Here is a 25943-nt window from a genome sequence, read left to right as displayed (position 1 = left end):
GAGAACCTCAACGTGGTCTACCGGGGCGACAGGCCCACCCACGCCGTGAAGGACGTCTCGCTCACCCTCGGCCGCGGCGAGATCCTCGGACTGGCCGGCGAGTCCGGCTGCGGCAAGACCACCCTGGCGTACGCGATCAACCGGCTGCACCGGCCCCCGGCCGAGGTGACCTCCGGATCGGTCGTCTTCCACGACCGCGACGGGAAGGACATCGACCTGCTCGCGCTGGAGAAGGAGGAACTGCGCGCCTTCCGCTGGGCGAAGCTGTCGATGGTCTTCCAGGGCGCGATGAACGCCCTGAACCCGGTCGTCTCCGTCGGGGCGCAGTTGGAGGACGTCCTCACCACCCACCGCCCCGGCATGTCCGCCCAGGAGCGCCGCGAGCGGTGCGAGGAGGTGCTCCGCCTGGTCGGCGTCGATCCGCGACGGCTGGACTCCTTCCCGCACGAGCTCTCCGGCGGCATGCGGCAGCGCGTCATGATCGCCATGGCGCTGCTGCTCGACCCCCAGGTGATGATCATGGACGAGCCCACCACCGCGCTCGACGTGGTCGTCCAGCGCGGCATCCTCAAGGAGATCGTGCGCTTCCGCGACGAACTCGGCTTCGCGGTCGTCTTCATCACCCACGACCTGCCGCTGCTGCTGGAGCTGAGCGACCGGATCGCCGTCATGCGCGACGGCGAGGTGGTCGAGTACGCCACCGCCGAGGAGATCCACCGGCGACCGCGGCACCCCTACACGCGCAAGCTGCTCGACTCCTTCCCCAGCCTCACCGGCGAGCGCGGGGCGTTCATCCGCACCGGGGAGTCCAGTGCCCGCGAGCATGTCGAGCCCACCGAGCCCACCGAGCACACCGCGAAGGAGGCGGGCACGCGATGACGGCCCTCGAAGTACGCGACCTGGTCAAGGACTTCACCATCCGCTCCGGACTGCGGCACTCCAGATTCCGCGCCGTTGACAACGTTTCCTTCACCCTGACGCCCGGCCGGACCGTCGCCCTGGTCGGCGAGTCCGGCTCGGGGAAGTCCACGGTCGCGAGGATGATCGCCCGACTGGAGAAGCCCACCGCCGGACGGATCACCCTCACCGGACCCGACGGCGGGCGGATCGCCGACCGCGTCTACCGCGACCACGTGCAGATGGTCTTCCAGGACCCCTTCGCCTCGCTCAACCCCTTCCACACCGTCGAGCACCACCTGGCCCGTCCGCTGAAGCTGCACGGTCGCGCCAAGGGCGGGGAGGACACCCGGCGCAAGGTCGAACAGTTGCTGGAACGCGTCAACCTCACCCCGGCCGCCGACATCGCCCGACGCCGCCCCCACGAGCTCTCCGGCGGCCAGCGCCAGCGTGTGGCGATCGCCCGCGCCCTGGCGCCGGGCGCCCGGATCGTCATCGCCGACGAACCGGTCTCCATGCTGGACGTCTCCATCCGGTTGGGGGTGCTCAACCTCCTCGCCCGTCTCCAGCGCGAGGACGACCTCGCCGTCCTCTACATCACCCACGACCTCGCCACCGCACGGCACTTCTCCGACGACATCCTGGTGATGTACCGGGGGCGCGTGGTCGAGCGGGGGCCGGCGGACGACGTCATCCTCGACCCCCGGCACCCCTACACCCGGATCCTGGCCGCCGCGGCGCCCGACCCCGACGCCGGGGGCCGCGGCCGACTCGCCCGGGAGCCGCGCATCGAGCCGGCGGGCAACTCGAAGCTCCCCGGCGACGACCCCGGATGCACCTTCCGGGACCGCTGCCCCTCGGCGATGGACGTCTGCTCCCGGCTGCCGGAGGACTTCGCGGTGGCCTACGACCACTACGCCAAGTGCTGGCTGCACGCCGATGGCGAGCGCGGTACGAACCCGGCGACCGAGGGCGCGAACGCCTGAGCCGTCGGAGGAGCGGTCGGAGGACCGGAACCCCACCACCCCGGAACCCCCGGCACGAGGAGGCAACCCCACGTCCCGATCCCCGCTGACCTGGTCGGGCGGCGGAACGCACCTGGCGCTGGGGGTGGGCGGGGACGAGTCGGGTCCGGAGGGCGGGGGGAGGGGTGCGCGTCCAGGCCGTCACCTCGGCGGTCACCGGAGCCTTCCTCACCGACTCCGGACTCCCGGTGGAGGAGTTCGACCCGCTGTACGGCGACAGCGACTGGGTGGCCGAGTCCCGCCGGCACCGCGTCCCGCCGCGCGCGGCCGGGCTGCCGGCGATGGACCCGGCCGCCCACCACCACGCCCCCCGCAGCCGTTCCGCGCTGACCTCGCGCAGCTCCTGGTCGACGGGAGCTGCCCACCGGGGCGGTCGTCGCCCGCGACGACTCCTGGGCGCCGGCCTGGCAGGTCGAACACAACGGTGCCCGGCACCGGGGGACCGTCTTCCCCGCACCGGGCGCGGCGGGGCCATGGGAGTGGTCCCCGGAGCGGGACGCGGACGCGGACGCGGGCGTGCCGCGGGCGGCCTGTCCCGTTCCCGCGCCCGCCGCCCGGGGGGCAGGCTGCTCCGCCGACGGTCCGTCGGCGCCGCCTTTCGGGGGTTCCGGTTCGGGCCGGAACCCCCGAAAGGCGCGGCTCACACCCGTGTGGCGCGCAGCAGTACCAGCCGCTCGGGGTAGAGCACCGGCGCCTGGAGCCCGGCACCGTCCAGCACTCGGCCCGGCAGCCGGACCCCCTCGGGCGTCCACCACGGGAGGTGGGCGCCCCAGTGGTGGGCGTTGCCGTCCGGCAGGTCACCGGGCGGCTGCGGCCGTACGCGGTAGACGGCGTCGGGGTCGAGTCCCGGCAACCTGACCGGTCCCGGCGGGTACAGCTCGGAGGAGGCCGTGGCGACCAGCGCGTACACCGCATCGGAGCCGTCCTCGGCGACCACGCCGTGCAGGTGGTAGGCCGGGTCCGGGTGGTCGGCGTGGACGGACGTGCCCGTGTGGAGCAGGCCGCGCAACTCCTTGTGGAGCGCCACCCACTCGGTCAGCCGGGCCAGGTCCTCGGGGCTCGCCTCGGTCAGGTCCCACTCGATGCCGAAGTGGCCGAAGAGGGCGGTGCCCGCCCGGAAGTCGATCGGATGGCGACGTCCGGTGGTGTGCGAGGTGCCGGAGCCCACGTGGGTGCCCATCAGCTCCGGCGGGATCAGCGCGCCCGTCCAGCGTTGGATCTGTTGCCGCTCCAGGGCGTCGATGCAGTCCGAGACCCACACCCGGTCGGTCCGCTGGAGGATCTCCAGGTCGACCCGGCCGCCACCGGAGGAGCACGACTCGATCTCGACGCCGGGGTGCCGCCGGCGCAGCTCGTCCATCAGCCGGTAGACCGCCAGCGTCTGCCCGTGCACGCCCGCGCGGCCGGTGGGCCGGTGGCCGGCCTCGACCAGGTCCCGGTTGTGGTCCCACTTCAGGTAGGAGATCGGGTACGCGTCCAGCAGCTCGTCCAGGCGTCGGAGGATGTGCGCGAACGCCTCGGGACGGGCGAGGTCGAGGACCTGCTGGGACCGGGCGGCGCCGGGCAGTCGGTCGCCGGTGGCCATGATCCAGTCGGGGTGGGCGCGGGCGAGCTCGGAGTCCTCGTTGATCATCTCCGGCTCCACCCAGATGCCGAACTGCATGCCCAGCCCGGTCACGTGGTCGGTCAGCGGCCCCAGGCCGTCGGGCCACACCTCGTCCGAGACGTACCAGTCGCCCAGGCCGCGCCGGTCGTCGCGGCGCGATCCGAACCAGCCGTCGTCCAGGACGAAGCGCTCGGCGCCCACCGCCGCGGCGGCGTCGGCCAGCCTGCGGAGCCGGTCGAGGTCGTGGTCGAAGTAGACGGCCTCCCAGGTGTTGAGGGTGACCGGGCGGGGCGGGGAGGGATGGTTCGGGCGGGCGCGCAGCCAGCGGTGGAAGCGCGCGGACACCTCGTCCAGACCCTTCCCGTACGAGCCGTACTGCCACGGGGAGGTGTAGGACTCGCCGGGGGCGAGTTCCACCTCGCCGGAGAGCAGCAGTTCCCCGGAGCCCAGCAGGGAGACGGAGTGGAAGGTGCGCTCGGCGAAGGTGCGGTGGTTGCCGGACCAGGCGGTGTGCACGGCCCAGATCTCCCCGGAGCGGTTGCCGAAGCCCGCGGTGCCGGCGGCGAGCAGGTGGGCGCTGTCGTAGCCGGTGCGGCCGGTGCGGTTCTCCCGCACCCGCAGTCCCTGGGTGAAGGCGGTGCGTTGTGGGCTGCGTTCCCGCAGGTGGTGCCCGGTGAAGTCCAGCAGTTCGGTGGCGACGGCGGGCACCGGCAGGGTGAGGTTCACGGCGTCGAGCGCGAAGGGGGAGGAGCCGCGGTTGGTGACGGTGGCGCGCTGGCGCACCAGCCCGGAGACGGTCAGTTCGATCACCAGCTCCAGGTCCAGTTCGGCTCCGGTGTCGTGGGCGAGGACGGTGACGGTTCCGCCCGCCGGGGCGCCGGAGGCGGGAGGCGTCCGTGTCGCCGCCGAGAGCGTCGCCCCGTGGACGGTGAAGGCCGTGGAGAAGTCCCGCCCGCCGCGGTTGCCCACCAGGCCGGGGGTGCCGAGCCAGCCCGCCGACTGCTCGGGGAGCACGGCCACCTCCACGGGGGCGTCCACCGAGAAGCCGATGGGCTGCGGTCGCCGGGCCAGCCGGAGGTCCCGCAGTTCCTCGGGGCCGAGGTCGCCGAGGTCGGCGCCCCAGTGCAGCACCCGGGGGAGGGTGCCCCCGGTCGGATCGAGCACGAGACTGACGCCGCCCGCCCGCAGGTGCGTCACCTCGGGAGGGAGGGGAGCGGAAGGTGGTGCCATGGTGATGTCTCCGTCCTGGCCGCGGGTGCGCCGAAGGCGCCGTTGACTTACTTAATTCGGTGGCGTAAGAATCTCGGGCGACGATACTCGGCTCGCGAGGGGGAATCCACCGGCGGCGTCCCCCTTCCTCACGCGGCCCGGACCCCACCCCCCACCGAACCGCCGCGCGTCCGGCGGAGCGACCGATCCAAGCGACCGATCTAGGAGTGAACGCCGATGATCCGCCAAACCCTGCACGACGGCTGGCAGTTGTCGGCGACCGCCGGGCCGGTGCCCGCGCACGTGGCGGGTCGGACCGTTTCGGCCACCGTCCCCGGCAGCGCCCACCTGGACCTGTTGGCGGCCGGACTGATCCCGGACCCCTACCTGGACCGCGCCGAGGAGGAACTGGTCTGGGCCCACCGCACCGACTGGCGCTACGACCTCGTCTTCGAGACCGAGCCGGCCGCCCCCGACGAGCGCGTGGATCTGGTCTTCGACGGCCTGGACACCGTGGCCACGGTGGAGCTGGACGGGGCGGTGCTGGGCAGCACCGCCAACATGCACCGCGGCTACCGCTTCGACGTCCGCGCGGCCCTGGGGTCCGGCTCCCGCGAGCACCGGCTCACCGTCTCCTTCCGCTCCGCCCTGGAGTACGCCGAGGAGGTCGAACGGCGCCTCGGCCGACGCGACCACGTCTACCCGCACCCCTTCAACATGGTGCGCAAGATGGCGTGCAGCTTCGGCTGGGACTGGGGCCCGGACCTCCAGACGGCCGGCATCTGGAAGCCGGTCCGCCTGGAACGGTGGCACACCGCCCGCCTGGCGACGGTGCGCCCGTTGGTGACGGTGGACGCCGACGGCACCGGCCGGGTCGAGGTCCATGTGGACGTCGAGCGCTCCGACCCGGCGGGAGGCGCCGGGCTGGAACTGGCCGCCACCGTGGCCGGCCGCGTCGAGCGCGTCGCCGTCCCGGCGGGGGAGACGTCCGCGACGGTCACCGTCACCGTCCCCGACGCCCGGCTGTGGTGGCCCGTCGGCCACGGCGAACAGCCCCTGTACGACCTCGCGGTCACCCTGACGGCGGCCGGGGACGGCGAGCCGTTGGACGTCCACGAGTGCCGCGTCGGCTTCCGCACCGTCACGGTGGACACCACCCCCGACGAGATCGGCACCCCCTTCACGATCGTCGTCAACGGCGAGCCGATCTTCGCCAAGGGAGCCAACTGGATCCCCGACGACCACTTCCTCACCCGCGTCACCCGCGAACGCGTCGAACGCCGCGTCGACCAGGCCGTCGGCGCCCACATGAACCTGCTGCGGGTGTGGGGCGGCGGCATCTACGAGACCGAGGACTTCTACGACGTCTGCGACGAGCGCGGTGTCCTGGTCTGGCAGGACTTCCCCTTCGCCTGCGCCTCCTACCCGGAGGAGGAGCCCCTGTGGAGCGAGGTCGAGGCCGAGGCCCGCGAGAACGTCGCCCGCCTCACCCCACACCCCTCCCTGGCGTTGTGGAACGGGGCCAACGAGAACATGTGGGGCTTCCGCGACTGGGGCTGGCCCGACCAGCTCCGGGGCCGCACCTGGGGGCTGCGCTACTACACCGAACTGCTGCCGTCCATCGTGGCCGAACTCGACCCGACCCGCTTCTACTCCGCCAACAGCCCCTACAACCCCGACATGCCGGTCGACGGGGTCCACCCCAACGACGAGCGGCACGGCACCCGGCACGAGTGGGAGGTGTGGAACCGGGTCGACTACACCCACTACCGCGACCACGTCCCGCGGTTCTGTTCGGAGTTCGGCTTCCAGGCTCCCCCGACCTGGGCGACCCTGACGCGGTGGATCCACGACGAGCCGCTCACCCCCACCTCGCCCGCCTTCCTGCTCCACCAGAAGGCCGAGGAGGGCAACGAGAAGCTGGACCGCGGCATGGCCCCCCACCTGCCCGCTCCGAGGACGTTCGAGGACTGGCACTGGGCCACCCAGCTCAACCAGGCCCGCGCGGTCGCCTTCGGCATCGAGCACTTCCGCTCCTGGTGGCCGCGGACCGCCGGCGCGGTCGTCTGGCAGCTCAACGACTGCTGGCCGGTCACCTCCTGGGCGGCGGTCGACGGCGACGAGCGCCCCAAGCCGCTGTGGTACGGGCTGCGCCACGCCTACGCGCCCCGGCTGCTGACCGTCCAGCCCCGCGACGGCCGTCCCGTCCTGATCGCGGTCAACGACCACGACGAGCCCTGGCGGTGCGAGCTGCGCCTGGAGCGGCAGACGTTCTCCGGCGCCGTGCTGCGGAGCGTTAAGCTTTCCCTCGACGTGCCGGCCCGTTCGGTCGAGCGCGTCGAACCGGCCCCCTCACTGGTCGGTCCGGAGAACGCCCACGAGGAGATGCTGGTGGCGACCGCGCAGGACGTACGCACCGTCCACCTCTTCGCCGAGGACCGCGACCTGGCCTACGACCCCGAGCCGCTGGAGGCCGAGGCCGTCGCGGTGGAGGGCGGCTACCGGGTGGACGTCACCGCCTCCTCCTTCGCCCGCGACGTGGCCGTCCTGGCCGACCGGGTCGCCCCCGACGCGGTGGTGGACGAGATGCTGGTACCGATGTTGGCGGGCGAGACCCGGTCCTTCACCGTGCGGACCGCCGCCGACATCGATCCCGCCGCGCTGACGGATCCGTTGGTGCTGCGCTCCGCCAACTCCCTGAGCGCCCGGGTGGTGCGGTCCTGAGTGGGCGCGTCCGGTAACAGCGGAGTGAACGGGGCAGGCTCGGGCGTCGGCTTCTCGGGAGCCGTCGGACTGGTCCTCGCGCGCCCCGCACGGCTGCTGGGCATCGAACCGTTCTTCATGGAGTTCATCGCCGGGATCGAGGAACGCCTGGCGGAGCGCGGGCTGTCCGTCCTGCTGCACGTCGTGGCCGCCCAGGACGCGGAGATCGCCGCCTACCGGCGGTGGGCCGAACGGGGGTTGGTCGAGGCGGTCGTGGTGGTCAACCGCACCGTCGACGATCGCCGGCTGCCCGTCCTGCGCGAACTGGGACTGCCCGCCGTCCTGGTGGGGACGGGGGCCGAGGGGAGCGACGGGGGCGAGGGAGGCCGTCCGGCCGTGCCCGCCGTCCGCACCGACGACGCCGGGCCGGTGCGCGAGGCGCTGGCCCACCTGCTCGACCTCGGGCACCGGCGTATCGCCCGGGTCAGCGGGCCCGCCGACCTGCTGCACACCCGGGCCCGCACCAAGGCGCTCGTCGAGGGCTGCCGCGAGGTCGGGATCGAACCGGTGATCGTCGAGGGCGACTACTCCGACGAGGCGGGCGCCGGGCTCACCCGGACGTTGTTGAACGGCCCGGAGCCGCCCACCGCGATCCTCTACGACAACGACGTGATGGCGGTGGCGGGGCTGGGCGCGGCCAAGGAACTGGGCGTGGCCGTGCCGGAACAACTCAGTCTGATCGCCTGGGACGACTCCACGATGTGCCGATTGGCGTCCCCGCCGCTCACCACCATGAGCGTGGACGTGCACCGGTACGGCGTGCTGGTCGCCGAGTCGGTGCTGGAACTGGTCGACGGGCGGGAGGTCGCCGAGCGGTGGTCTCCCACCGCCCGGTGCGTGCCCCGGGGCAGCACCGCACGCTGTCCCGTCCGTTCCACCACGTGATGGCGCGTTTCCGCGCCGCGGCGGGGCGTGGGCGACGTACGAGAGACCTCCGGGGGAGGGCCCGCCGGCCGCGGGCCCTCCCCCGGAGGCTCGACACGGGCGACGTCAGCGGGCGCCCTTGTGCTTGTCGTGGCCGCCCTTGCCGGTGTGGCCGCCCTTCTTGTCGTGGCCACCCTTCTTGTCGTGGCCGCCCTTCTTGTCGTGACCCTTGGCGTCGTGGCCCTTCCCGGCCTGGGCGCCTCCGTTGACACAGGTGTTGCCGAAGGCGGGGTTCAGCGCACCGACCAGGTTGACGGTGTTGCCGCAGAGGTTGATGGGAACGTTGACCGGCACCTGGATGACGTTGCCGGAGACGACCCCCGGAGAGCCGATGGCGGCGCCCTGGGCTCCGGCGTCGGCGGCGGCGGAGCCGGCGGTCCCGGCCAGTGCGGCACCGGCGGCGACCGTCACGGCGGCAGCCTTGGCGAAACGCGACATGAAAAGTCACTCCTTGGTTGCGGACATTCGCCCGGCCGCTCAGTCGACGGCGGCCGGTGTCGTGATCAACGGCCGATCCGTCCGGAGGTCACAGCGATTAGGCCGAACGGTGGTCGATCGCCTCCGGTCCACCCGGACGGGCCACCCGTTTCGAAGCGGGGCGTCCGGGTACCGGAACCCGGCCCGGTCGCAGACGAGGAGGTTCGATGAACGCGCACAGCGCATCCGCCGGACGTGTCGCCGTGATCACGGGGGCGGACTCGGGGATCGGCCGCGCCACCGCCGTGCGGCTGGCCGAGCGGGGGATGGACATCGGCATCACCTGGCACGAGGACGAACAGGGCGCGCGCCGCACGGCCGAGGAGGTGCGCTCCCACGGCCGTCGGGCCGCCGTCGCGCGGATGGACCTCACCGAGCTGCCCGACGCCGCCGACGCGGTCGACCGGCTCGCCGACGAACTGGGCAGGATCGACGTGCTGGTCAACAACGCCGGGACCGGCACCGCCACCCCCTTCCTCGACCTCGACCTCGACACCGTCCGACAGGTCCTCGACGTCGATCTCGTCGGCCCCTTCCTGTGCGGTCAGCGGGCCGCCCGCCGCATGATCCGGCAGGGGGACGGGGGCAGGATCGTCAACGTCACCAGCGTCCACGAGCACCAGCCGAGGGTGGGCGCCGCGCCCTACTGCGCCGCCAAGGGCGGACTCGGGCTCCTCACCCAGGTGATGGCCCTGGAACTGGCCGCCGACGGGATCACCGTCAACGCCGTGGCGCCCGGCGAGATCGCCACCCCGATGACCGGCCAGGAGGACGCCGACGTCCGCGCCGAGCGGCGGCCCGGCATCCCCGCCGGACGGCCGGGCGACGCCCGTGAGGTGGCCGCCGTGATCGCCTTCCTGACGAGCGGGGACGCCTCCTACGTCACCGGCGCCTCGTGGTCGGTGGACGGCGGAATGCTGCGGATGGGGCCGCAGGCCGGCTCCCACCTGGAGAGCGACTCCTGGCGCAGGCCCTGACCCGGACGGCGCGGCGTGGCCGCCCGGCTGCTCCGATCGGTGGGTCCCGGTTTCCCCCGTCGGTGCGAGCGGGCAGCATCGGTGTTCCGGGGAGGGAGCCGTCGGGCCGTCGCGGAACGGACCGACCCGCCGCGAGCCGACGGTTCGAGCGAGACACGACGAGGAACGGTGTGGTGATCGGCCGTGACGGAGACCGTGCGTGCGCCGCAGGGCGCGCCCTGCTGGGTCACCCTGCTGGCCCCCGACCCGGAGGCCGCGCAGCACTTCTACGGCGAACTCCTGGGCTGGCGGTACCGACCGGGCTCGCAGAAGCTGGGCCACTACGTGGTCGCGCTCGCCGACGGCGTTCCGGTCGCCGGTCTGGGGGAGGCCAGGGACAGCCTGCGCGTCCTCACCGCCTGGACCCCGTACTTCGCCATCGACAGCGTCGACACCGCGGCCGGACGGGTGCGGGAGCGCGGCGCCACCGTCGCCGTGGGCCCGGTGGGCTTCGGCGCCGGTCGGGTGGCGTGGGCGGCCGACCCGGCCGGCGCCCTCTTCGGGATCTGGGAGGGGGGCGTGGACCCACAGTGGCGGGCGGGAAGCCGCCCCAACGCCCCCTCCTGGCTGGAACTGCGCACCCACGACGCCTTCGCCGCCGCCCTCTTCTACGGCGAGGTGTTCGGATGGGACAAGGGCGACCCGGAACGCTACGACATCGGTTACGAGCACGACCGGGTGGTGCTGCGCATCGACGGCCGGACCGTGGCCGGGCTGAGCGGTGGCGCGGTGGAGGACGCCCCCGACCCGCGGGTGCGCCCCCACTGGCACGTCCACTTCGGTGTCGAGGAGGTCGACGCCGCGGCGGCCAGGGCGGCGGACCTGGGGGCGGAGGTGGTCTCGGCACCCGCCGACACCCCGACGGGGCGGATCGCGGTCGTCCGCGACCCGCAGGGCGCCCTGTTCTCCCTCGAGAGCGTGGGGTCCTGAGGACGCCGGGAAGCCGGCAGGGGCGGGAGGCCGGTAGGGGCCGGGGGCCGGACGGGTCAGCCCCCGGCCTCCTCGTTCCCGTCCCCGGCCCCCTCCTCCCCGGTCCCGTCCTCGGCGAGGGTGAGGAGGTCCTGCCCGACCACGGCCTCCAGCGACAGGGCGCGGTAACCGACCGTGTCGAACAGGACGGTGATCCGATCCTCCTCCTCGCTCATCACCAGACCCTCGCCCCACTCCTGGTGGAGCACCCGCGCTCCGGCGCGGAACCGGCCCGCGTCCGGCCGCGGGGCGTCCTCGGCGTGGTCGCCGCGCTCCCGCGCGAGGTGCTCGAACTCCTCCCGACCCGCGTCGCGCCGCCGTCGTGCCAGGCAGTTGTCGCAGTTGTCGCAGGGCGGCTCGTAGGCCTCCCCGAAGTAGCCGAGCAGGAAACGGCGCCGACATCCGGTGGCCTCGGCGTAGCCGCGCATCATCTCCACCCGGGACCGCTCCAGCCTGCGCCGCGCCTCGGCCACCTCGGCCGCGCGGTCGGCGGCCTCCCGCGGACGGTGGGCGCCGGCGGGCACCAACTCGCCGTCGGGGGTGGTGCCCACCACCCCCGCCTCCTCCAGGAGGTTGACGGCCGTGGTGAGACGGTTGGCCGACAGCCCGGTCAGCTCGCGCAGCCGGGCGGTGGACAGTGGGGAGCCGTGGCGCCGGACCCGTGCGGCGACATCGGTCAGCGCCTCGGTGTCGGGACGCCCACCGGAGAAGAACCTCTGCAGCCCCAGGTCCTCGGGCCGGTAGTGCAGTACGGCCAGGGCCGGGGCACCGTCCCGGCCCGCCCGGCCGATCTCCTGGTAGTAGGCGTCGGGGGAGCCGGGGACGGAGGCGTGCAGCACGAACCGTACGTCGGGCTTGTCGATGCCCATGCCGAAGGCGGAGGTGGCGACCACCACGTCCAACTCGCCGTCGAGGAAGGCGTCGTGCGCCCGGGAGCGCTCGGCCGAGCGCAGGCCCGCGTGGTAGGCGACGGCCGACAGGCCGAGTTCCGCCAACCGCGCCGCGTACTCCTCCGTCTCCCTGCGGGTGGCCGTGTAGACGATGCCGGGACCGGGCTCCGCGGCGGCCCGCTCCACCACGGCCCGGCGCTTCTCCTCGTCGTCCTGGAACCGGCGCGCCTCCAGCCGGAGGTTGGGCCGGTCGAAGCCGGCGACGATCCGGACGGGATCGTCCATGCCCAGGCGTTCGACGATCTCCTCCCGAACCGGAGGGGCCGCCGTGGCGGTCAGGGCCAGGACGGGGGGATGGCCCAGCCGCTCCACCACGTGCCCCAGACGCAGGTAGTCGGGGCGGAAGTCGTGGCCCCAGGAGGAGACGCACTGGGCCTCGTCGACGACGAACAGCGACGGCTCGGTGCGGGCCAGTCGCTCCACCACCTCGTCCTTGGCGAGTTGCTCGGGGGAGAGCAGGAGGTACTCGGCGTCGCCCTCACGGACGGCGCGCCACGCCTCGGCCGCCTCACCGGCGGCCTGGTCCGAGTTGACCGCGACCGCGTCGGGGGCGTCGCTCTCCGCCAGTCCCTCGACCTGGTCCCGCTGGAGCGCGATGAGGGGCGAGACGACCACGGAAGGGCCGGGCAGCAGCACCGCGGGCACCTGGTACACGGCGGACTTTCCCGCACCGGTGGGCATCACCACCAGGGTGTCCCGGCCGCGCAGGAGCTGCCGCATGGCCTCGGCCTGCCCCGGGCGCAGCCCGTCCCAGCCGAAGACGTCGGTGGCGACCCGTCCGAGCCGGGCGAGGGTGGCGTCGTCGTCGCTCGTGCCGGTGCCGGCCGGCTCGAAGGTGTCGGACATGCTCGGTCGTCCTTCCATGGGGCCGTCGCGGCGCCGGACCTCAGCGGGACGCCTCGGCCAGCGCACCGGCACCGCTGCCGTGTTCCTCCTCTCCGGCTGCCCCGGCCCGCAGGTGGTAGACCGCGAAGGCGCGACGGATGACCGGCTGGGCGACGTTGCGCACCCGCACCCCACCGCTGGTCATGCCGTGTTCGGTACCGGCGTGGGCGTGTCCGTGGACGGCCAGGTCGGCGCCCGCCTCGTCCACCGCCTCGGCCAGCAGGTAGCTGCCCAGGAAGGGGTAGATCTCCAGCGGCTCCCCGGCGAGGGTGTCGGGCACGGGGGAGAAGTGCGTCAGGGCGACGCGCACGGCGCACCCCCGCCCCTCCAGCTCCTCCAGGGAGGCCCGCAGGCCGTCCGCGCAGCGCCGGCTGTAGCGGACGAACTCCTTCATCACCGGTTCGCCGAACTCGCCGCCGCTGCGTCCGGCGAACCCTCCGCCGAAGCCCTTGGTGCCCGCCACCCCGACGGACGTGCCGTCGACGTCGACGACCGTCCCCGCGCCCTCCAGGACGGTGACGCCCGCGTCCCGCAGCAGGGCGGTGACCTCCTCGGGCCGCTCGTCGTGGTGGTCGTGGTTGCCCAGCACGGCGATCACCGGCACGCCCAGGCCGGCGACCTCGTCGGCGACCACCCGAGCCTCCTCGGGCGTGCCGTGCCGGGTCAGGTCTCCGGCGAGCAACAGGAGGTCGGCGCACTCGGGCAGGGACTCGAAGGCCGGCCGCAACACGCCCCTGCTGTCCGGCCCCATGTGGATGTCGCCGACGGCTGCGATGCGGATCATGCGAGTTCCTCCGGACGGTCGGGGGCCGTGGTGTCGGCCACGACGATGTCGGTCCGTACCGGTACGCCGGCCAGCTCCTCCTCCGCGATGCGCGTGATGGTGTCACGGCACTCGGAGGAGGGCGCGGTGCCGCTGACGAGGACGGTGCCGCCACGGACCTCGACGCGCATGCCCAGTTCGGCGATCTCCTCGCGGACGAGTCGTTCCTGGAGGTGGGCGATGCGGTACTCGATGTTCTCGACGGGGTCTCCGGTGGCGCCGCCGGCGCTCGTCTCCGGTGCCCGTGTCCCGCCGGTCCGACGGGTGTCACGGTCGGTCATGGGACTCCTCCTCCGGTTCCTCCGGTTCGATGACCTGCAGACGCTCCAGCAGGTAGAGAAAGGCGTCGGGCATCGGCGCCGCGCCGCACTCGCGGCGTACCCGGGACCAGTCGACCTTCTCCCGCAGGGCCCGTGCGATCGGCAGGACGGCGCCGAAGTCGCAGTGGTGTTCGGTGAAGGCGTTCAGCAGGCTCGCGATCAGGTCGGTCACGGCCAGGACGGGCATGCGGACCGACTCCACCGGCAGCATCTCGGCCCGCTCCAGCAGTTCGCGGGAGACCGGCTGCCTGGCCAGTTCGAAGATCAGGTCGATGTCCTGCCCCAGGCACCGGGCCTTGAGCAGCCAGTCCTCCGGCGGGGTGTAGACCTCGAGCCCGGCATCGCGGAGGGTGGCGGCCACCGCGTCGGCGTCCTCCGGAAGGATGCAGAAGTCGGCGTCGTGCTGGAGGTTCCCCGGACCGCCGTGCGCGTACATCGCGACGCTGCCGGCCAGTGCGAAGGGGTGGCCGGCGGCCTTCAGCAGGGAGGCGACCTGCTTGGTGGCCTCCAGGATGGCCTGGGTCAGGTTGGGAGGCAGTTCCTCGGGGCCGGGACCCTCGCCCGCCCCGCGCCGCCCGCGCGCCCCTTCCGATCCGTCCGCCGGGCGTGGGCCGGCCGGTGCGTTCCGTTCGACCGTCGTCGCCTCGCCCGGGTGCTCGGTCACAGTCACTCCGCTCTCCACGTCGTCGTCTCCTCACCCCGCCGACGGGCCGCGAGCCCGCGGGCAGGGCGGCCGGACGGCGCGGTCCCGCGGTGTCGCGGGCACCGACCCGGGCCGGTCGGCCGCACAGGTGCGGAGCGGGCCCGGGAGCCTCTCACGGGACCACCGGTACCCGCCGTCGTCCGTTCGATACCGGTGGACACCGGTCGCGGAGGCGTGGACGGTGCGCCGCGCCGGCCGTGCGCGGCGCACCGGGCGCGTGTCGTTCCGCTCAGCGCGGTGTCGGGGGCGGGAGGGTCACGCGTCGCTCCCGTCGTCGGTCGGGCACTCCTTCCAGGCGAGTCGGTAGGTGGTGTTGACGGCGCCGTCGGCGGAGTCCATCGTGATGAAGCTGGTGGTCCGGGAGGTGTCGGAGGTGCCGCCGCCGACCCTCAGCTCGGTGTTGACGTTGAAGTTCCGGATCTCGCCGCAGGGCGCCCAGACCAGGGCGCCGATCTCGGTCACGTCGCTCGCCTGCCAGTTGTCGTCGAACGGTCCCTCGAACCGGTGGACTCCCTCGTTCGTCTCCTCCTGGCCCTGGAAGTAGTAGTGCGCCTTCTGGGTGGCGGTGGCGCCCTCGGCCAGGTACGCGTACCCGCGGTAGGTGACGCCGGCGATCGCGTAGGTGAAGCCCTGGGGCACCCGCACGGCCAGGTTGAGCTGGCAGTTCTTCCGGAAGTCGGTCGGTTTCGCACCCACGCCCACCTGGGCGAGGTAGTCGCTGTAGGTCACGGTGAAGGCCGTGTTGTCGGGGGAGACGGCCACGGCCGCCGTCCCCAGCGGGCAGCCCGATCCGTTGACCGTGACGACGTCGATCACCATCTTGTCGGTCGGCGCGTCCTCGAAGGTGGGGGTGGGGGCGATGATGTTCGGGGAGAACGTCGAGGCGAACAACGCCGCGATCGCACCGCCCGCTGCAAGGGCTCCGGACATGGGTTCTCCAATCAAGCGTCGGTGGGGGCGCACCGGAGGGGGAGGGCGTCCGGTGCGTGTGCCGAGGGGAGCCGGTGGGCGCGCGGCGAGAACGGGCGTCCACCGGCTCCCGGCCGTGGCCGCCGGGACGGCGGGTGTGGCGGCCTGCGGCCGTCCGGGCCATCGGGGCTCCGCGCCCCGCGGAGGGCCGGGTCCGAGGGGCGGGCACGGAGCGTTGGGGGCCCGGCGGACACCGTTCGGACGTGTCCGGAACGCGACACGTCCGAACGCCGTCCGACCGTTCCCGGTGGGGCGACCTCCCGCCCGCGGACGGGTGGGACGCGGCCACGCGCGGACCGCTCCGCTCGGGCGGGTCAGGACTCGCACTTCCTCCAGGCGAGCCGGTAGACGGTGTTGACGGCACCGTCGGTGGAGTCCATCGCGATGAAACTGGTGGTCCTGTCGGCGGACTCGCCGCCGTCGACCCGCAGTTCGGTGTTGACGTTGAAGTTCCGGGTCTCGCCGCAGGGTGCCCAGACCAGTTCGCCGACCTCGGTCCGGTCCGCGGTCCGCCAGTTGTTGTCGTAGGGGCCCGAGATCCGGTGCGACGACGAGGCCGTGTTCTCCTGGGCCTGGAAGTAGTAGTGCGCCTTCTGGGTGGCGGTGGCGCCCTCGGCCAGGTACGCGTACCCGCGGTAGTCCACGCCGGCGATCGCGTAGGTGAAGCCGTGCGGCACCCGCACACTGAGGTTGAGCTGGCAGTTCTTCCGGAAGTCGGTGGGCTGCGCGCCCACGCCGGCCACGGCGAGGTAGTCGCTGTAGGTCACGGTGAAGGCCGTGTTGTCGGGGGAGACGGCCACGGCCGCCGTCCCCACCGGGCAGCCCGATCCGTTGACCGTGACGACGCCGACCTGGATCTTCTCGTCGGGGACCGTGGAGGTCGGCTCCGAGACCGGTACGGCGCCGGAGAGGGTCGAGACGAACAACGCGGCGGCCGCTCCGCCGGCCAGAAGAGTTCCGGACATGGTTCTCCAATCGATCGTCGTGGACAGGGGAGAGGAAACGGTCCCGGCTCCGCCGGTCCACGGGGACGGGGTGTGCTGTCGGTGTCACCCGGGCTTCCGGAACTCCTCCGTGGGGCCGGACGCGGCGGTACGGTCCGGAACCCGGGGGACGTTCGGCCGGATCACGGCCGAAGCGGTGCACGGTCCGCGCCGACCGCGCGGGAGTTCGGGAGCCCGGGGGGCGCGCCCGGGTACGGGGCGGGGAGGGGCGGCAGCGTGTGACGACCGGGCGGACCGTTCGCGGTCCGGTTCCCCACCGGCCCCGCCGAGGCTGGGGTGGAAGCGCTCCCAAATTAGGGAGCGACCGGGGGCGGGGCAAGACCCCGGGGGATTCCGCGGGAATACGGCCGAAACCGCGCCTCGGTGTGCACGGCAAGCATTCGCCGTCCTGCCGGTCGCGGGTGGAAATTCTCGGGAATTCGGAGAAGCGAGGTCGGTGAGATGATCTCGCCCGTTTCCTCGGAGCGCTGTTCACGCGAATCGGCGACATGCTCGGAGGGGCTCCCCGAGGGGCGTCTCCGCCGTGTCCGGCGGGCCCCTGACTCCGCTGAGCACCGCTTGGGTTGCCGCCTTCCGTCCGTCTTTTCCGCCAAACCGGCCAGGGCGGGAGGGGTGGCGGTGAAACGGGGAGGGCGTGTCGGGCGCGGTTTTCCCCGACCGGCGGAACTCCCGCTGTCGTCCGGCGGGATGCTCGGGAAATCGTGTATTTGCCAAAGGGATGTGTTTCCGAACGTTCCACACCAGTATGCGGACGAGGTGAACAACGCCCCGGGGAGCGCCCTTTCCCCATTCGGCCACCCCGCGGGGTTCCGGAGCCTCCGGCGCCTCGGTTGCCCGACCGGCTCCCTCACCGTCCGATCGGAGCGTGCCGGTACGGCCGACTCCGTGCCATGGAAGGGGAGTTCGGGGGGAAGAGGTTGTGCGGAGACTTTCCGCAGCCGACGGAGGTGCGCCCGATGTCCCGGTCCGACAGGTTCCCCGTCTCCTCCCGATGGCTCGTCCCGCTCCTGGCGTTGGTGCTCGTGCCGGCGGGATTCCTGGTGGCCGGACAGTTGCGGCTGCTGCCGGACCTGGAGAACCCCTTCGCCACCCGCACCGAGGACCGCACCGGTCCCGCGGTGCTCGAGTCCCTGAGGGACATGAGCCGTTACGAGGGTGCCTCCGGCACCTTCCAGGTCGTCGTCGACCTGGAGAAGGACGCGAAGTTCCTGCCGGACGCCGTGCGCGGCAGCCGAACCCTGTTCGTCGGGACGGGAAGCGTGGGCGCGTACGTGGACCTCGGCGGTCTCGACGAGGACGCCGTCACCGTCACCGAGGACCGCGCGGGAGCGACGGTTCGACTGCCGCGCGCCCGCCTGGAGAAGCCCGCGCTGGACGTCGAAGGCTCCTACGCCGTCACCAAGGAACGCGGCCTCCTCGACCGGCTCGGCGACGTCTTCTCCGACAACCCCGGGGACGAGCGGGAGGTGCACCGGATCGCCGTGGAGCGGATCGGCGCGGCCGCGGAGGAGAGCGGTCTGGTGGAACGTGCCGAGCGGAACACCCGGGAGATGTTGGAGAACCTGCTGCGCTCGCTGGGCTTCGAGGAGGTCTCCGTCTCCTTCGCCGGGGGGCGGGAGGGGCGCGGCTGACCCGGGGCCGACGCGGCGGGCCGCGCGGGTCGGCGCGCTCCGGCCCGTTCCGTTCGGGACGAGGCCCGGTTATCGTACCGACTGGCCGGTAGGAAGTGGTGTCCGATCCCCGGCCGAACCGTCCCCGAGGAGGAAGTCGATGCCGCGCACCCCGTCCAACGGGATCGAGCTGGAGTACGACACCTTCGGCGACCCCGACCGTCCGGCGCTACTGCTGATCATGGGGCTGGGCGCGCAGATGACCGCCTGGCGACCGGAGTTCTGCCGGTCCCTCGCCGACCGGGGGTTCCACGTCATCCGCTACGACAACCGTGACAGCGGGCTGTCCACCGCCCTCGACGAGGTGCCGCCTTTGGACATCAGGGCCGTCCTGGCCGGTGACACCTCCACCGTCCCCTACCGCCTGGCCGACATGGCCCGGGACGCCGTCGGGCTGCTCGACGCGCTGGGCGTCGAGGCCGCGCACGTGGTGGGCGCCTCCATGGGCGGCATGATCGCCCAGCAACTCGTGATCGACCATCCGGACCGGGTGCGCTCGCTGTGCTCGATCATGTCCACCACCGGAGACCGCTCGGTCGGCAGGGCCACCCCCGAGGCGCTCGCCGTGCTGGTGGCACCGCCGGCCCGCGACCGGGAGGAGGCCGTGGAACGGGCCGTCCGCTCCGCCACCGTCCTCGGGTCCCCCGCCCACCCCGTCCCGCCCGAGGAACTGCGCGAGCGGGCCGCCGCCGCCCACGACCGTTCCCACCGGCCCGCCGGTTTCGCCCGCCAGTACGCCGCCATCCTGGCCTCGCCCGACCGCACACCGCTCCTGCGTTCCGTCACGGCGCCGACGCTGGTGGTGCACGGCGCGGAGGATCCGCTCGTCGACCGCAGCGGTGGCGAGGCGACCGCCGCCGCGATCCCCGGCGCCGAGCTGCTGGTCGTTCCCGGCATGGGGCACGACCTGCCCGAACCGCTCTGGCCGCCGATCGTCGACGCCATCGCCCGCAACGCGGCCCGTGCCGCCGACCACGCCACCGGCGGCCTCTGACGGCGGTGTCCGGCGCGCGGTCGCTCCGGTGACCCGAGCCGGCCCTTGACCCTGACACCGTGTGAGGCGCTGCACTGGGAGTCGTCATGTTCACCATCGGAGACTTCGCCCGACACGGTCGCGTGTCCGTCCGCATGTTGCGGCACTACGACGCGATCGGTCTGCTGCGCCCCGCACGGGTCGATCCGGTCAGCGGCTACCGCTTCTACGAGGCGGCCCAGTTGGCCCGGCTCAACCGCGTCATCGCGTTGAAGGACCTCGGCTTCACCCTCGACCAGGTGAGGTCGATCCTCGACGAGCGGGTGGGCACCGAGGAACTGCGCGGGATGCTCAGACTGCGGCGGGTGGAACTGGAGGCGGCGGTGGCGGACGCCACCGCGCGGCTGTCCCGGGTCGAGGCGAGGCTCCGGACGATCGAGAACGAGGGACACATGCCCACCGAGGACGTCGTGATCAAGAGCATTCCACCGGTGCGGGTGGCCGAGCTGACCGGCATCGCCGACAGCTACGCCCCCGAGGACATCGGGCCGGTCGTCCGGCCCCTGTACGACGAGCTGTGCCGCCGCCTGGACCGCGCCGGGGTGGTGCCGACGGGGCCGGGCATCGCCCGGTACGAGGACGCGCCGGAGCGGGACGGCGCGGTCGTCGTCCACGCCGGCATCACGGTCTCGGCCGAGCCGGGGGAAGGACGGGACTTCTCGATCGTGGACCTGCCCGGCATCGACCGGGCCGCCACCATCGTCCACCGCGGCCCCATGGACGGCGTCGTCGCCACCGAACAGGTCCTGGCCCGCTGGATCGACGCCGCCGGCCACCGCTCGACCGGCTACGCGCGGGAGCTGTACCTGGAGTGCCCCGAGGACACCGCGCGGTGGGTGACCGAACTCCAGACTCCGATCGCCCCGGCCTGACCCCGCTCGCGCCGCGCCGCGCCGGAACCGCCCGGCGCGGCGCGGCGGCCCCCTGCCCGTCCGTCCCCTACGGCCAGGAGGTCTCGCTGCGCGGCACCACGACCAGCTCGGGCATCACGCTGCCCGTCGGCACCGACAGCGCGCACATGACCGCGTCCGCCACGACGTCCGGGCTCTGCAGCTTGGAGGTGTCGGCGTCGGGGAAGCGTTCGGTCACGAACGGGGTCTCCATGCCGCCCGCGATCACCCCGGTGACCCCGATGCCGATGCAGTCGCGCTGCGCCTCCTTGAACAGCGTGTGGGTGAAGGCGCGCAGCCCGGACTTGCCCGCCGAGTAGGGGCCGGCCTCGGTCCAGGTGCGGTTGGACGCCGTGGAGAGGATGTTGACGATGTGCCCGCCACCACGGGCGACCATGCGCCGGTAGGTCTCCAGACACATGTACATCGGCCCCAGGAGGTTGGTGGACACCACCCGGGTGACCTCCTCGGCGGTCAGGTGCTCGATCGGCTTGGAGACGTCCACGGCGGCGTTGTTGACCAGGACGTCCAGCGGCCAGGACGCCTCGTCCAGCCGGCGGAACGCGGCCGCGACGGCCTCCGGATCGCGGACGTCCGCCTCCAACAGGCGCACGTCCGCGCCTTCCTCCTCGCTCACCCGGGCACAGAACTTCTCGCCCTCCTCGCGCCGTACGTCCACCACCCGCACGGCGGCTCCCGCCCGTGCCAGACGTCGGGTGATGGAGGCGCCCAGACCACGGGCGCCCCCCGTCACCAGAGCGCGTTTGCCGTCGAGGTCCAGCCGTACCGTCTCGCCCACGGGTCCTTCTCCTCACTCGGCCGTCCGGCCGATCCGCCTGCAGCACACGGGGACCGCCCTCGCCCGGTGCCGTTCGGCGGGCGGCGCCGGGTTCGGAGGCGGCTCCCGCCGGGGTGCCCACGCGGCGGGAGCCGAAACGGGGTGCGAGCGCCGAAGGGGGCGGCGGCGCGCACGTCACCCGGACGGAGCCGCCGGAGCCGGCGGGGTCAGCGGGGGGCGAGCCGCGGGGGGAGCCCGAACAGCGGGAACAACCGGGCGGTGTCCAGGAAGGAGGCGAGCGCGGTGACGCGCCCCTCCGACACCTCCACCACCTGGAGCGCCCACGGGGTGAAGCCGCCGTCCGGTGCCGGACGGTACTGGCCGAACCCCCGGCGGCCGTTCGCCGCCACCGGGACCAGGCGTGACCCCCGGCAGCCGCTGCCGTGCCCGGTGAGCCACGCGCGTATGTCGGCGTGGCCGCGCAGCCACAGCTCGTGGGGAGGCATCGACAAGGTGGCGTCCTCGTGGAGCACGGAGGTGAGGGCGTCGAGGTCGTACGCCTCGAAGGCCCGCACATAGCGCTCCAGGAGGGGCCGCTGGGCCTCGTCCAGGTCGGCCGTGCCGGTGCCCTCGTCCCCGGAGACGTCCTCGGAGGCGAGGGTCGCCCGCGCGCGTTGGAGCGCGCTGTTGACCGACGCGACCGTGGTGTCCAGCAGCTCCGCCACCTCGCTCGCCCGCAGGCTGAGCACTTCGCGCAGGATCAGCACCGCCCGCTGCCGGGGCGGCAGGTGCTGCAGCGCCGCGACGAACGCCAACCGCACCGATTCGCGGGCCACGGCCCTCTCGGCCGGGTCGTCGCCGGCCGGGAGGGTCCGGCTGTCGGGCATCGGCTCGATCCAGGTGGCCTCCGGAAGCGCTGGCCCGGGTGGCAGTTCCGCTCCGCCCGGGGAGGACAGGTCCATGGGGCGGGCGCGTCGGGCACGGCCCGCGAGCATGTCCAGGCACACGTTGGTGGCGATGCGGTACAGCCAGGACCGCAGCGAGGAGCGGCCCTCGAACCGGCCGAGGCCGCGCCATGCCCGCACCATCGTCTCCTGGACGGCGTCCTCCGCCTCGAACGCGGACCCGAGCATGCGGTAGCAGTAGCCCGTCAGCTCCGTCCGGTGCCGCTCCAGTCGGGACGCGTCCGCCGTGGGCCCGCGTGTCGCCGTGCCCTTCGGGCCGCTCGTCGTGGCGACGTCGGTCATCGAGGCCCCCTGTGATTCGGTCGTGCCCGGCCGTACCGGCTCGCGGGACGGGGGCACACCTGCGTTCCGTCCGGCCGACCCCGGTCGGGCCGACCCACCTCCCAGCAAACCACCGACCACTGACAATCGCGCTCCGAGCGCCCGGCGCCGCCCGGAACCGGCGGGTCAGGCCTGTGCCCGTCGGCTGTCCCGGCGCCGACGACGGGGACGGGGGAGTCGGAAGCGGCGCTTGAACTCGTACAGCATCGGGTGCCGGTCCCGTTCCTCGCGGGTGTAGCGGTCCAGCTCCTCGGCCAGGCGCGTGGAGCGCTTCTCCACGTCCAGTTCGTCCAGCATGCGGTCGATCTCGGCCAGCAGGGCCCCCAGCAGGTGCCACTGGCGGGGGTGTTCCCGCACGCGGGCGAGCAGCAGTCGGGCGACCCGCTCACGGCCGGTGCGACCGGCCTCCAGTTCGCGGGCCAGCCGGTCCTCGGCCTCCTCCGAGCTGGTGCTCACGGGGCTGGTGACCAGGATGGAGAAGTTGCGCACCGACTCGGCCACGTGCTCGAACAGCTTCTCCAGTTCCGTGGCGACGTCCGACGGGAACAGCGGTTCGTCCTCGCGGTGCCGGGCCAGGTCGGTCAGGGTCCGCGACATCGACCGCATCACGGAGGTGCAGATCTCCAGCGTGTCCAGGCCGGTGCGCAGCACCACCCGGGACAGCAGGGCCTCCTTCACCCGGGGGTTGAGGCGCAGGCTCTCCTCGGCCTGGACGAGGGCGGCGTCCACCAGGGAGATGTCGTTGTCCAGCCGGCGTGCCTCGTGGAGCCGGGCGGCGGCCCGGTGCACGGGAGTGTGGACCCCCGGCGACTCGCCCATGTGCAGCAGCAGTCGGCGCATCCGTCCGGCCAGGTCCACCAGCGCCTCCTCGGCGGGCTGGACCCACACCGGCGGCACGAACAGGAAGTTGAACAGCAGGCCGACGATGGCGCCGATCAGCGTCTCCAGCACTCGGCTCAGCGCCAGGTCCGTGGCGTGGGAGACTCCCAGCACCAGCATGGCGCTGATCGCCACCTCGGGAATGAAGTCCCCGGCCCGCACCAGGTGGCCCACGGTCAGCGAGGTGAGGATGAGCAGGCCCAGGCTCCACCAGCTCAGGCCCACCAGGGCGCTGAAGCCGACGGCGATGGACACTCCCGCCACCACGGCGTTGACCCTGGTGATGCCGCTGGTGAGCGTGGCGTACAGGGTGACCTGGACGACCAGCAGGGCGGTCAGCGGGGCCAGCAGGGGGGCGCGGGCGTCCGTCAGCCACAGGGCGGCCGCGTAGGCGAGGGTGGCGGCCGCCGTGGAGCGGAGGGTCCGCACCACCGTCGGCTCCCTGCGCCGCTTGACGAACTCGATCACGGGTCCGGGAACATCAGGCACACTACGGCCCTTCCCGTCCGCTGAAGATCGACACAATCCGTCCGGCCGGCACTTCTGCCTCCTTCGTCACATCCGCCCACCGGATCCCCGGAAGCCGGGCCCGCCATGCTTCCCGCGCCGTCCGTCACCCGGCCGGGCCACGGCGGCCGCGGTGGCCACGGTGAGGACACGGGCCCGACGGAAGCGCCTCGGATACCACTCCCGTTCGCGAAGAATGTCTGAAAAAGTGGTTTTAGGGTAAACGGCAGTGTCGGTGGGCGAGGCGCGGGCGGGAAGGCGGTGAGGGACGTGGGAGCACCAGGGGGCTCGGGGAGATGAGCGCCCCCGACCGGGCACAGGAGCCCGGTGTCCTGCGCGCGATCTTCGAGGACGTGGGGTCCGGGGTGTTCGCCACGGACGCCACGGGCAGGCTCATCGCCGTCAACCCCCGCGGCGAGCGGATCGTGGCGCGCCCGGCCGCCGGAATGCTCGGTCACGACCTGCACGATCTGCTGCACCGCACCGCCGACGGCGACCCCGTCCCCCGGGAGGAGTGCCGAATGCTGCGGACCCTGCGCGACGGCCACCCCCGCGAGGGCGGCGACGAGTACCTCCTGCGCGGTGACGGCACCACCGTCCCGATCATCTGGGCCGCCTCCGGACTGCGGCTGCCGGGGGAGCCTCCCGGCCTGGTCTTCACCTTCCACGACTTCAGCGTGCGCAGGGCCGCCGAGCGGCAGACGGCGGCCCATCTGGCGGTGCTGGAGTCCCTGACCAGGCGACTGACCCTGGTGACGGAGATCTCCTCCGTCCTCATCTCCTGCCTGGACGTCTCCCGGGCGCTGCGGGAGACGAGCCGTCTCCTGGTGCCGGAACTGGCCGACTGGACCGCGGTGGACGTGTACGCCGGCCACGACCGGGACGGGGCGCGCCGCATCGCCGTCCACGGTCGGGACGGGACGGGGGCCGTGGAGGCCGTGGATCTGGAGGGGCCGCTGCCGCCGCTGCCACGGGAGTCCGGCTCGTTCCTCGCCCGGGCACTGCGCGGCACCGGTCCGGTCCGGTTGACCGCCGACGACCTCGCGCGGGTCCCCGACTCACCGCTCGTCGCCGCCTACCGGAACCTGTTCGAACGGCTCGGCGGCCGCAGCGCCGTGGTGGTGCCGCTCCACAGTCGGCGGCAGGTCTTCGGGGCCCTGACGGTCGCGCGCACCGGGGAGGCCCGGCCGTTCGGCGAGGACGAGACGGCGGTGCTCGCCGACATCGGCCGCCGCGCCGGACTGGCGATGGACAACGCCCGACTCTTCGACCAGCAGCGGCACGTCGCCGAGACCATGCAGCGCCAGCTCCTGACCCCCCTGCCGCAGACCGACCACCTGAGAATGGCGGCCCGCTACCGACCCGCGCAGGTGGCCGCCGAGATCGGCGGGGACTGGTACGACGCCTTCCTGCTCGCCGACGGGGCCACCACGATGATCATCGGGGACGTGGTCGGTCACGACCTGCGGGCGGCGGCCCACATGGCCGAGGTCCGCAACATGCTGCGCGCCCTGGCCTGGGACCGCCAGGAGCCCCCCAGCCTGATCATGCGGCGGCTGGACGAGGCGATGACCAACACCAGCGACGCCCCCATGGCCACCGTCGTCTTCGCCCGCATCGAGGGCGCCGAGGGCGGCCCCTGGCGGCTGCACTGGGTCAACGCCGGGCACCCGCCACCGCTGCTGGTCACGCGCGACGGCGAAGTCCGGTGGCTGGAGTCCGGCCACGGTCCCCTGCTCGGGATGAGCTCCACCCTGCACCTGGGAACGCACTGGCCCGACGCCCACGAGGAGCTGCCGCCGGAGTCGACGGTGCTGTTCTACACCGACGGGCTGGTGGAGAGCCGCGACCGTCCCATCGACACCGGCATGGACCTGTTGGCCCGGCACGCCACCGCCCTGGCCCGCCACGACCTGGAGGACTTCTGCGACGAACTGCTGGAGCGGATCGACCCGCGCGGTGACGACGTCGCCCTGCTGGCCATGCGGCTGCCACCGTACGGCGCGGGCTCCCCCGGCGACCACACCCCGCCGCCCGGGGGCAGGAGCGCCCACAACCCGGCCGACCCCTCCCGCTCCGCGCCCGGCGCCGAGGCGCTGGACGCGGACGAGGTCTTCACGGAGGCGCCCCACGGGAGCGAACGCCCGCCGCTTCCCTGAACGGGTTCGTGGGCGGGGCGAAGGAGGGGCATCACGCATCCCGTCGCCCTGACGGGGTACCGCGTGGGGCGGTGCGTTCGGACCGCCCGTCCGGGCGCGCCGCCGTCGGCCCCGCGCCGGACGGGCGGCGTGGCAAAGACACCGCTGAGGCGTCGCGCGGACGGCACCGGACCCGGCAGGACACGGCAGAACACGGCACGG

21 protein-coding genes are annotated in these 25943 nt (G+C 73.3%); 10 read left to right on the top strand and 11 right to left on the bottom strand.

The window, feature by feature from the left end; all coding sequences use genetic code 11:
* The first annotated feature begins 12 nt into the window (after positions 1–12).
* Positions 13–879 carry an ABC transporter ATP-binding protein gene (locus F0L17_RS26945; protein ID WP_338017926.1) on the top strand — a complete coding sequence of 289 codons (867 nt, stop codon included), beginning with the start codon at positions 13–15 and terminating at the stop codon, positions 877–879.
* Positions 876–1883: an ABC transporter ATP-binding protein gene (locus F0L17_RS02545; protein ID WP_155069711.1), complete on the top strand. Its 1008-nt coding sequence runs from the start codon at positions 876–878 to the stop codon at positions 1881–1883. Before F0L17_RS26945 ends, F0L17_RS02545 begins: the two co-directional genes overlap by 4 nt.
* A 679-nt stretch (positions 1884–2562) precedes the next feature.
* Here F0L17_RS02545 and F0L17_RS02540 read toward each other — a convergent pair.
* Positions 2563–4758, bottom strand: coding sequence for an alpha-galactosidase (locus F0L17_RS02540; RefSeq protein ID WP_155069707.1), 2196 nt, complete (start codon positions 4756–4758; stop codon positions 2563–2565).
* A gap of 216 nt (positions 4759–4974) precedes the next feature.
* On the opposite strand from F0L17_RS02540, the gene F0L17_RS02535 reads away from it, so the two are divergent.
* A complete protein-coding gene (locus F0L17_RS02535) occupies positions 4975–7461 on the top strand; it encodes a glycoside hydrolase family 2 protein (protein ID WP_155069705.1) in 2487 nt (828 codons plus the stop codon).
* 24 nt (positions 7462–7485) lie between these two features.
* On the top strand, positions 7486–8385 hold the full coding sequence (locus F0L17_RS02530; RefSeq protein ID WP_162465690.1) for a substrate-binding domain-containing protein: 900 nt from the start codon (positions 7486–7488) through the stop codon (positions 8383–8385).
* A gap of 105 nt (positions 8386–8490) precedes the next feature.
* Here F0L17_RS02530 and F0L17_RS02525 read toward each other — a convergent pair whose 3' ends face one another.
* Positions 8491–8862, bottom strand: coding sequence for a chaplin (locus F0L17_RS02525; protein WP_155069702.1), 372 nt, complete (start codon positions 8860–8862; stop codon positions 8491–8493).
* Between the two features lie 206 nt (positions 8863–9068).
* Here F0L17_RS02525 and F0L17_RS02520 point away from each other — a divergent pair, with 206 nt between their 5' ends.
* Together F0L17_RS02520 and F0L17_RS02515 are read left to right on the top strand one after the other, a co-directional pair.
* Positions 9069–9878, top strand: a complete 810-nt coding sequence (locus tag F0L17_RS02520) for an SDR family oxidoreductase (RefSeq protein ID WP_155069700.1) — start codon at positions 9069–9071, stop codon at positions 9876–9878.
* Positions 9879–10061: 183 nt separating this feature from the next.
* A complete protein-coding gene (locus F0L17_RS02515; protein WP_338017925.1) occupies positions 10062–10847 on the top strand; it encodes a VOC family protein in 786 nt (261 codons plus the stop codon).
* A 56-nt stretch (positions 10848–10903) separates the two neighbouring features.
* On the opposite strand, the gene F0L17_RS02510 is transcribed toward F0L17_RS02515, so the two are convergent.
* The 6 genes from F0L17_RS02510 to F0L17_RS02485 form a co-directional block, all read right to left on the bottom strand.
* Positions 10904–12682 carry a RecQ family ATP-dependent DNA helicase gene (locus F0L17_RS02510; protein ID WP_155069697.1) on the bottom strand — a complete coding sequence of 593 codons (1779 nt, stop codon included), beginning with the start codon at positions 12680–12682 and terminating at the stop codon, positions 10904–10906.
* Positions 12683–12722: 40 nt separating this feature from the next.
* Positions 12723–13505, bottom strand: coding sequence for a metallophosphoesterase family protein (locus F0L17_RS02505; protein ID WP_155069695.1), 783 nt, complete (start codon positions 13503–13505; stop codon positions 12723–12725).
* The gene (locus F0L17_RS02500) at positions 13502–13825 is read right to left on the bottom strand and encodes a BON domain-containing protein (protein WP_155069693.1); all 324 of its coding nucleotides are present in this window, start codon (positions 13823–13825) and stop codon (positions 13502–13504) included. The genes F0L17_RS02505 and F0L17_RS02500 overlap by 4 nt, the downstream gene beginning before the upstream one ends.
* The gene (locus tag F0L17_RS02495) at positions 13812–14528 is read right to left on the bottom strand and encodes a hypothetical protein (protein WP_420802461.1); all 717 of its coding nucleotides are present in this window, start codon (positions 14526–14528) and stop codon (positions 13812–13814) included. Before F0L17_RS02495 ends, F0L17_RS02500 begins: the two co-directional genes overlap by 14 nt.
* 294 nt (positions 14529–14822) lie before the next feature.
* Positions 14823–15497 carry a DUF4360 domain-containing protein gene (locus F0L17_RS02490; protein WP_155069691.1) on the bottom strand — a complete coding sequence of 225 codons (675 nt, stop codon included), beginning with the start codon at positions 15495–15497 and terminating at the stop codon, positions 14823–14825.
* Between the two features lie 353 nt (positions 15498–15850).
* The gene (locus F0L17_RS02485) at positions 15851–16501 is read right to left on the bottom strand and encodes a DUF4360 domain-containing protein (RefSeq protein WP_155069689.1); all 651 of its coding nucleotides are present in this window, start codon (positions 16499–16501) and stop codon (positions 15851–15853) included.
* Between the two features lie 995 nt (positions 16502–17496).
* Here F0L17_RS02485 and F0L17_RS02480 point away from each other — a divergent pair.
* The 3 genes from F0L17_RS02480 (at position 17497) to F0L17_RS02470 (ending at position 20115) form a co-directional block, all read left to right on the top strand.
* On the top strand, positions 17497–18171 hold the full coding sequence (locus tag F0L17_RS02480; protein WP_155069687.1) for a DUF4230 domain-containing protein: 675 nt from the start codon (positions 17497–17499) through the stop codon (positions 18169–18171).
* Between the two features lie 139 nt (positions 18172–18310).
* On the top strand, positions 18311–19204 hold the full coding sequence (locus tag F0L17_RS02475; protein ID WP_155069685.1) for an alpha/beta fold hydrolase: 894 nt from the start codon (positions 18311–18313) through the stop codon (positions 19202–19204).
* Between the two features lie 86 nt (positions 19205–19290).
* Entirely contained in the window at positions 19291–20115 is an 825-nt protein-coding gene (locus tag F0L17_RS02470; protein WP_155069683.1) for a MerR family transcriptional regulator, read from the top strand.
* Positions 20116–20182: 67 nt separating this feature from the next.
* On the opposite strand, the gene F0L17_RS02465 is transcribed toward F0L17_RS02470, so the two are convergent.
* The 3 genes from F0L17_RS02465 to F0L17_RS02455 all read right to left on the bottom strand — a co-directional run bounded on the left by F0L17_RS02465 (position 20183) and on the right by F0L17_RS02455 (position 23565).
* Positions 20183–20932: an SDR family NAD(P)-dependent oxidoreductase gene (locus tag F0L17_RS02465; protein WP_162465688.1), complete on the bottom strand. Its 750-nt coding sequence runs from the start codon at positions 20930–20932 to the stop codon at positions 20183–20185.
* Positions 20933–21138: 206 nt separating this feature from the next.
* Positions 21139–22158 (bottom strand): sigma-70 family RNA polymerase sigma factor, encoded by a 1020-nt coding sequence (locus F0L17_RS02460; protein WP_155069681.1) that lies wholly within the window; start codon positions 22156–22158, stop codon positions 21139–21141.
* Between the two features lie 165 nt (positions 22159–22323).
* The gene (locus tag F0L17_RS02455; protein ID WP_162465687.1) at positions 22324–23565 is read right to left on the bottom strand and encodes an aromatic acid exporter family protein; all 1242 of its coding nucleotides are present in this window, start codon (positions 23563–23565) and stop codon (positions 22324–22326) included.
* 314 nt (positions 23566–23879) lie between these two features.
* On the opposite strand from F0L17_RS02455, the gene F0L17_RS02450 reads away from it, so the two are divergent.
* Positions 23880–25742 carry a SpoIIE family protein phosphatase gene (locus F0L17_RS02450; RefSeq protein ID WP_155069677.1) on the top strand — a complete coding sequence of 621 codons (1863 nt, stop codon included), beginning with the start codon at positions 23880–23882 and terminating at the stop codon, positions 25740–25742.
* Positions 25743–25943 lie beyond the last annotated feature (201 nt).

This window comes from Streptomyces taklimakanensis, from assembly GCF_009709575.1.
GTDB classification, from domain to species: Bacteria; Actinomycetota; Actinomycetes; order Streptomycetales; family Streptomycetaceae; genus Streptomyces; species Streptomyces taklimakanensis.
This window is presented reverse-complemented; position numbering and strand designations above follow the sequence as displayed.

Coding starts and splice junctions, on each gene's coding strand:
- F0L17_RS02450 (WP_155069677.1), top strand. CDS start 23,880: ATGAGCGCCCCCGACCGGGCACAGGAGCCCGGTGTCCTGCGCGCGATC.
- F0L17_RS02490 (WP_155069691.1), bottom strand. CDS start 15,497: ATGTCCGGAGCCCTTGCAGCGGGCGGTGCGATCGCGGCGTTGTTCGCC.
- F0L17_RS02510 (WP_155069697.1), bottom strand. CDS start 12,682: ATGTCCGACACCTTCGAGCCGGCCGGCACCGGCACGAGCGACGACGAC.
- F0L17_RS02475 (WP_155069685.1), top strand. CDS start 18,311: ATGCCGCGCACCCCGTCCAACGGGATCGAGCTGGAGTACGACACCTTC.
- F0L17_RS02500 (WP_155069693.1), bottom strand. CDS start 13,825: ATGACCGACCGTGACACCCGTCGGACCGGCGGGACACGGGCACCGGAG.
- F0L17_RS02545 (WP_155069711.1), top strand. CDS start 876: ATGACGGCCCTCGAAGTACGCGACCTGGTCAAGGACTTCACCATCCGC.
- F0L17_RS02535 (WP_155069705.1), top strand. CDS start 4,975: ATGATCCGCCAAACCCTGCACGACGGCTGGCAGTTGTCGGCGACCGCC.
- F0L17_RS02470 (WP_155069683.1), top strand. CDS start 19,291: ATGTTCACCATCGGAGACTTCGCCCGACACGGTCGCGTGTCCGTCCGC.
- F0L17_RS02485 (WP_155069689.1), bottom strand. CDS start 16,501: ATGTCCGGAACTCTTCTGGCCGGCGGAGCGGCCGCCGCGTTGTTCGTC.
- F0L17_RS02480 (WP_155069687.1), top strand. CDS start 17,497: ATGTCCCGGTCCGACAGGTTCCCCGTCTCCTCCCGATGGCTCGTCCCG.
- F0L17_RS02525 (WP_155069702.1), bottom strand. CDS start 8,862: ATGTCGCGTTTCGCCAAGGCTGCCGCCGTGACGGTCGCCGCCGGTGCC.
- F0L17_RS02520 (WP_155069700.1), top strand. CDS start 9,069: ATGAACGCGCACAGCGCATCCGCCGGACGTGTCGCCGTGATCACGGGG.
- F0L17_RS02460 (WP_155069681.1), bottom strand. CDS start 22,158: ATGACCGACGTCGCCACGACGAGCGGCCCGAAGGGCACGGCGACACGC.
- F0L17_RS02540 (WP_155069707.1), bottom strand. CDS start 4,758: ATGGCACCACCTTCCGCTCCCCTCCCTCCCGAGGTGACGCACCTGCGG.
- F0L17_RS02505 (WP_155069695.1), bottom strand. CDS start 13,505: ATGATCCGCATCGCAGCCGTCGGCGACATCCACATGGGGCCGGACAGC.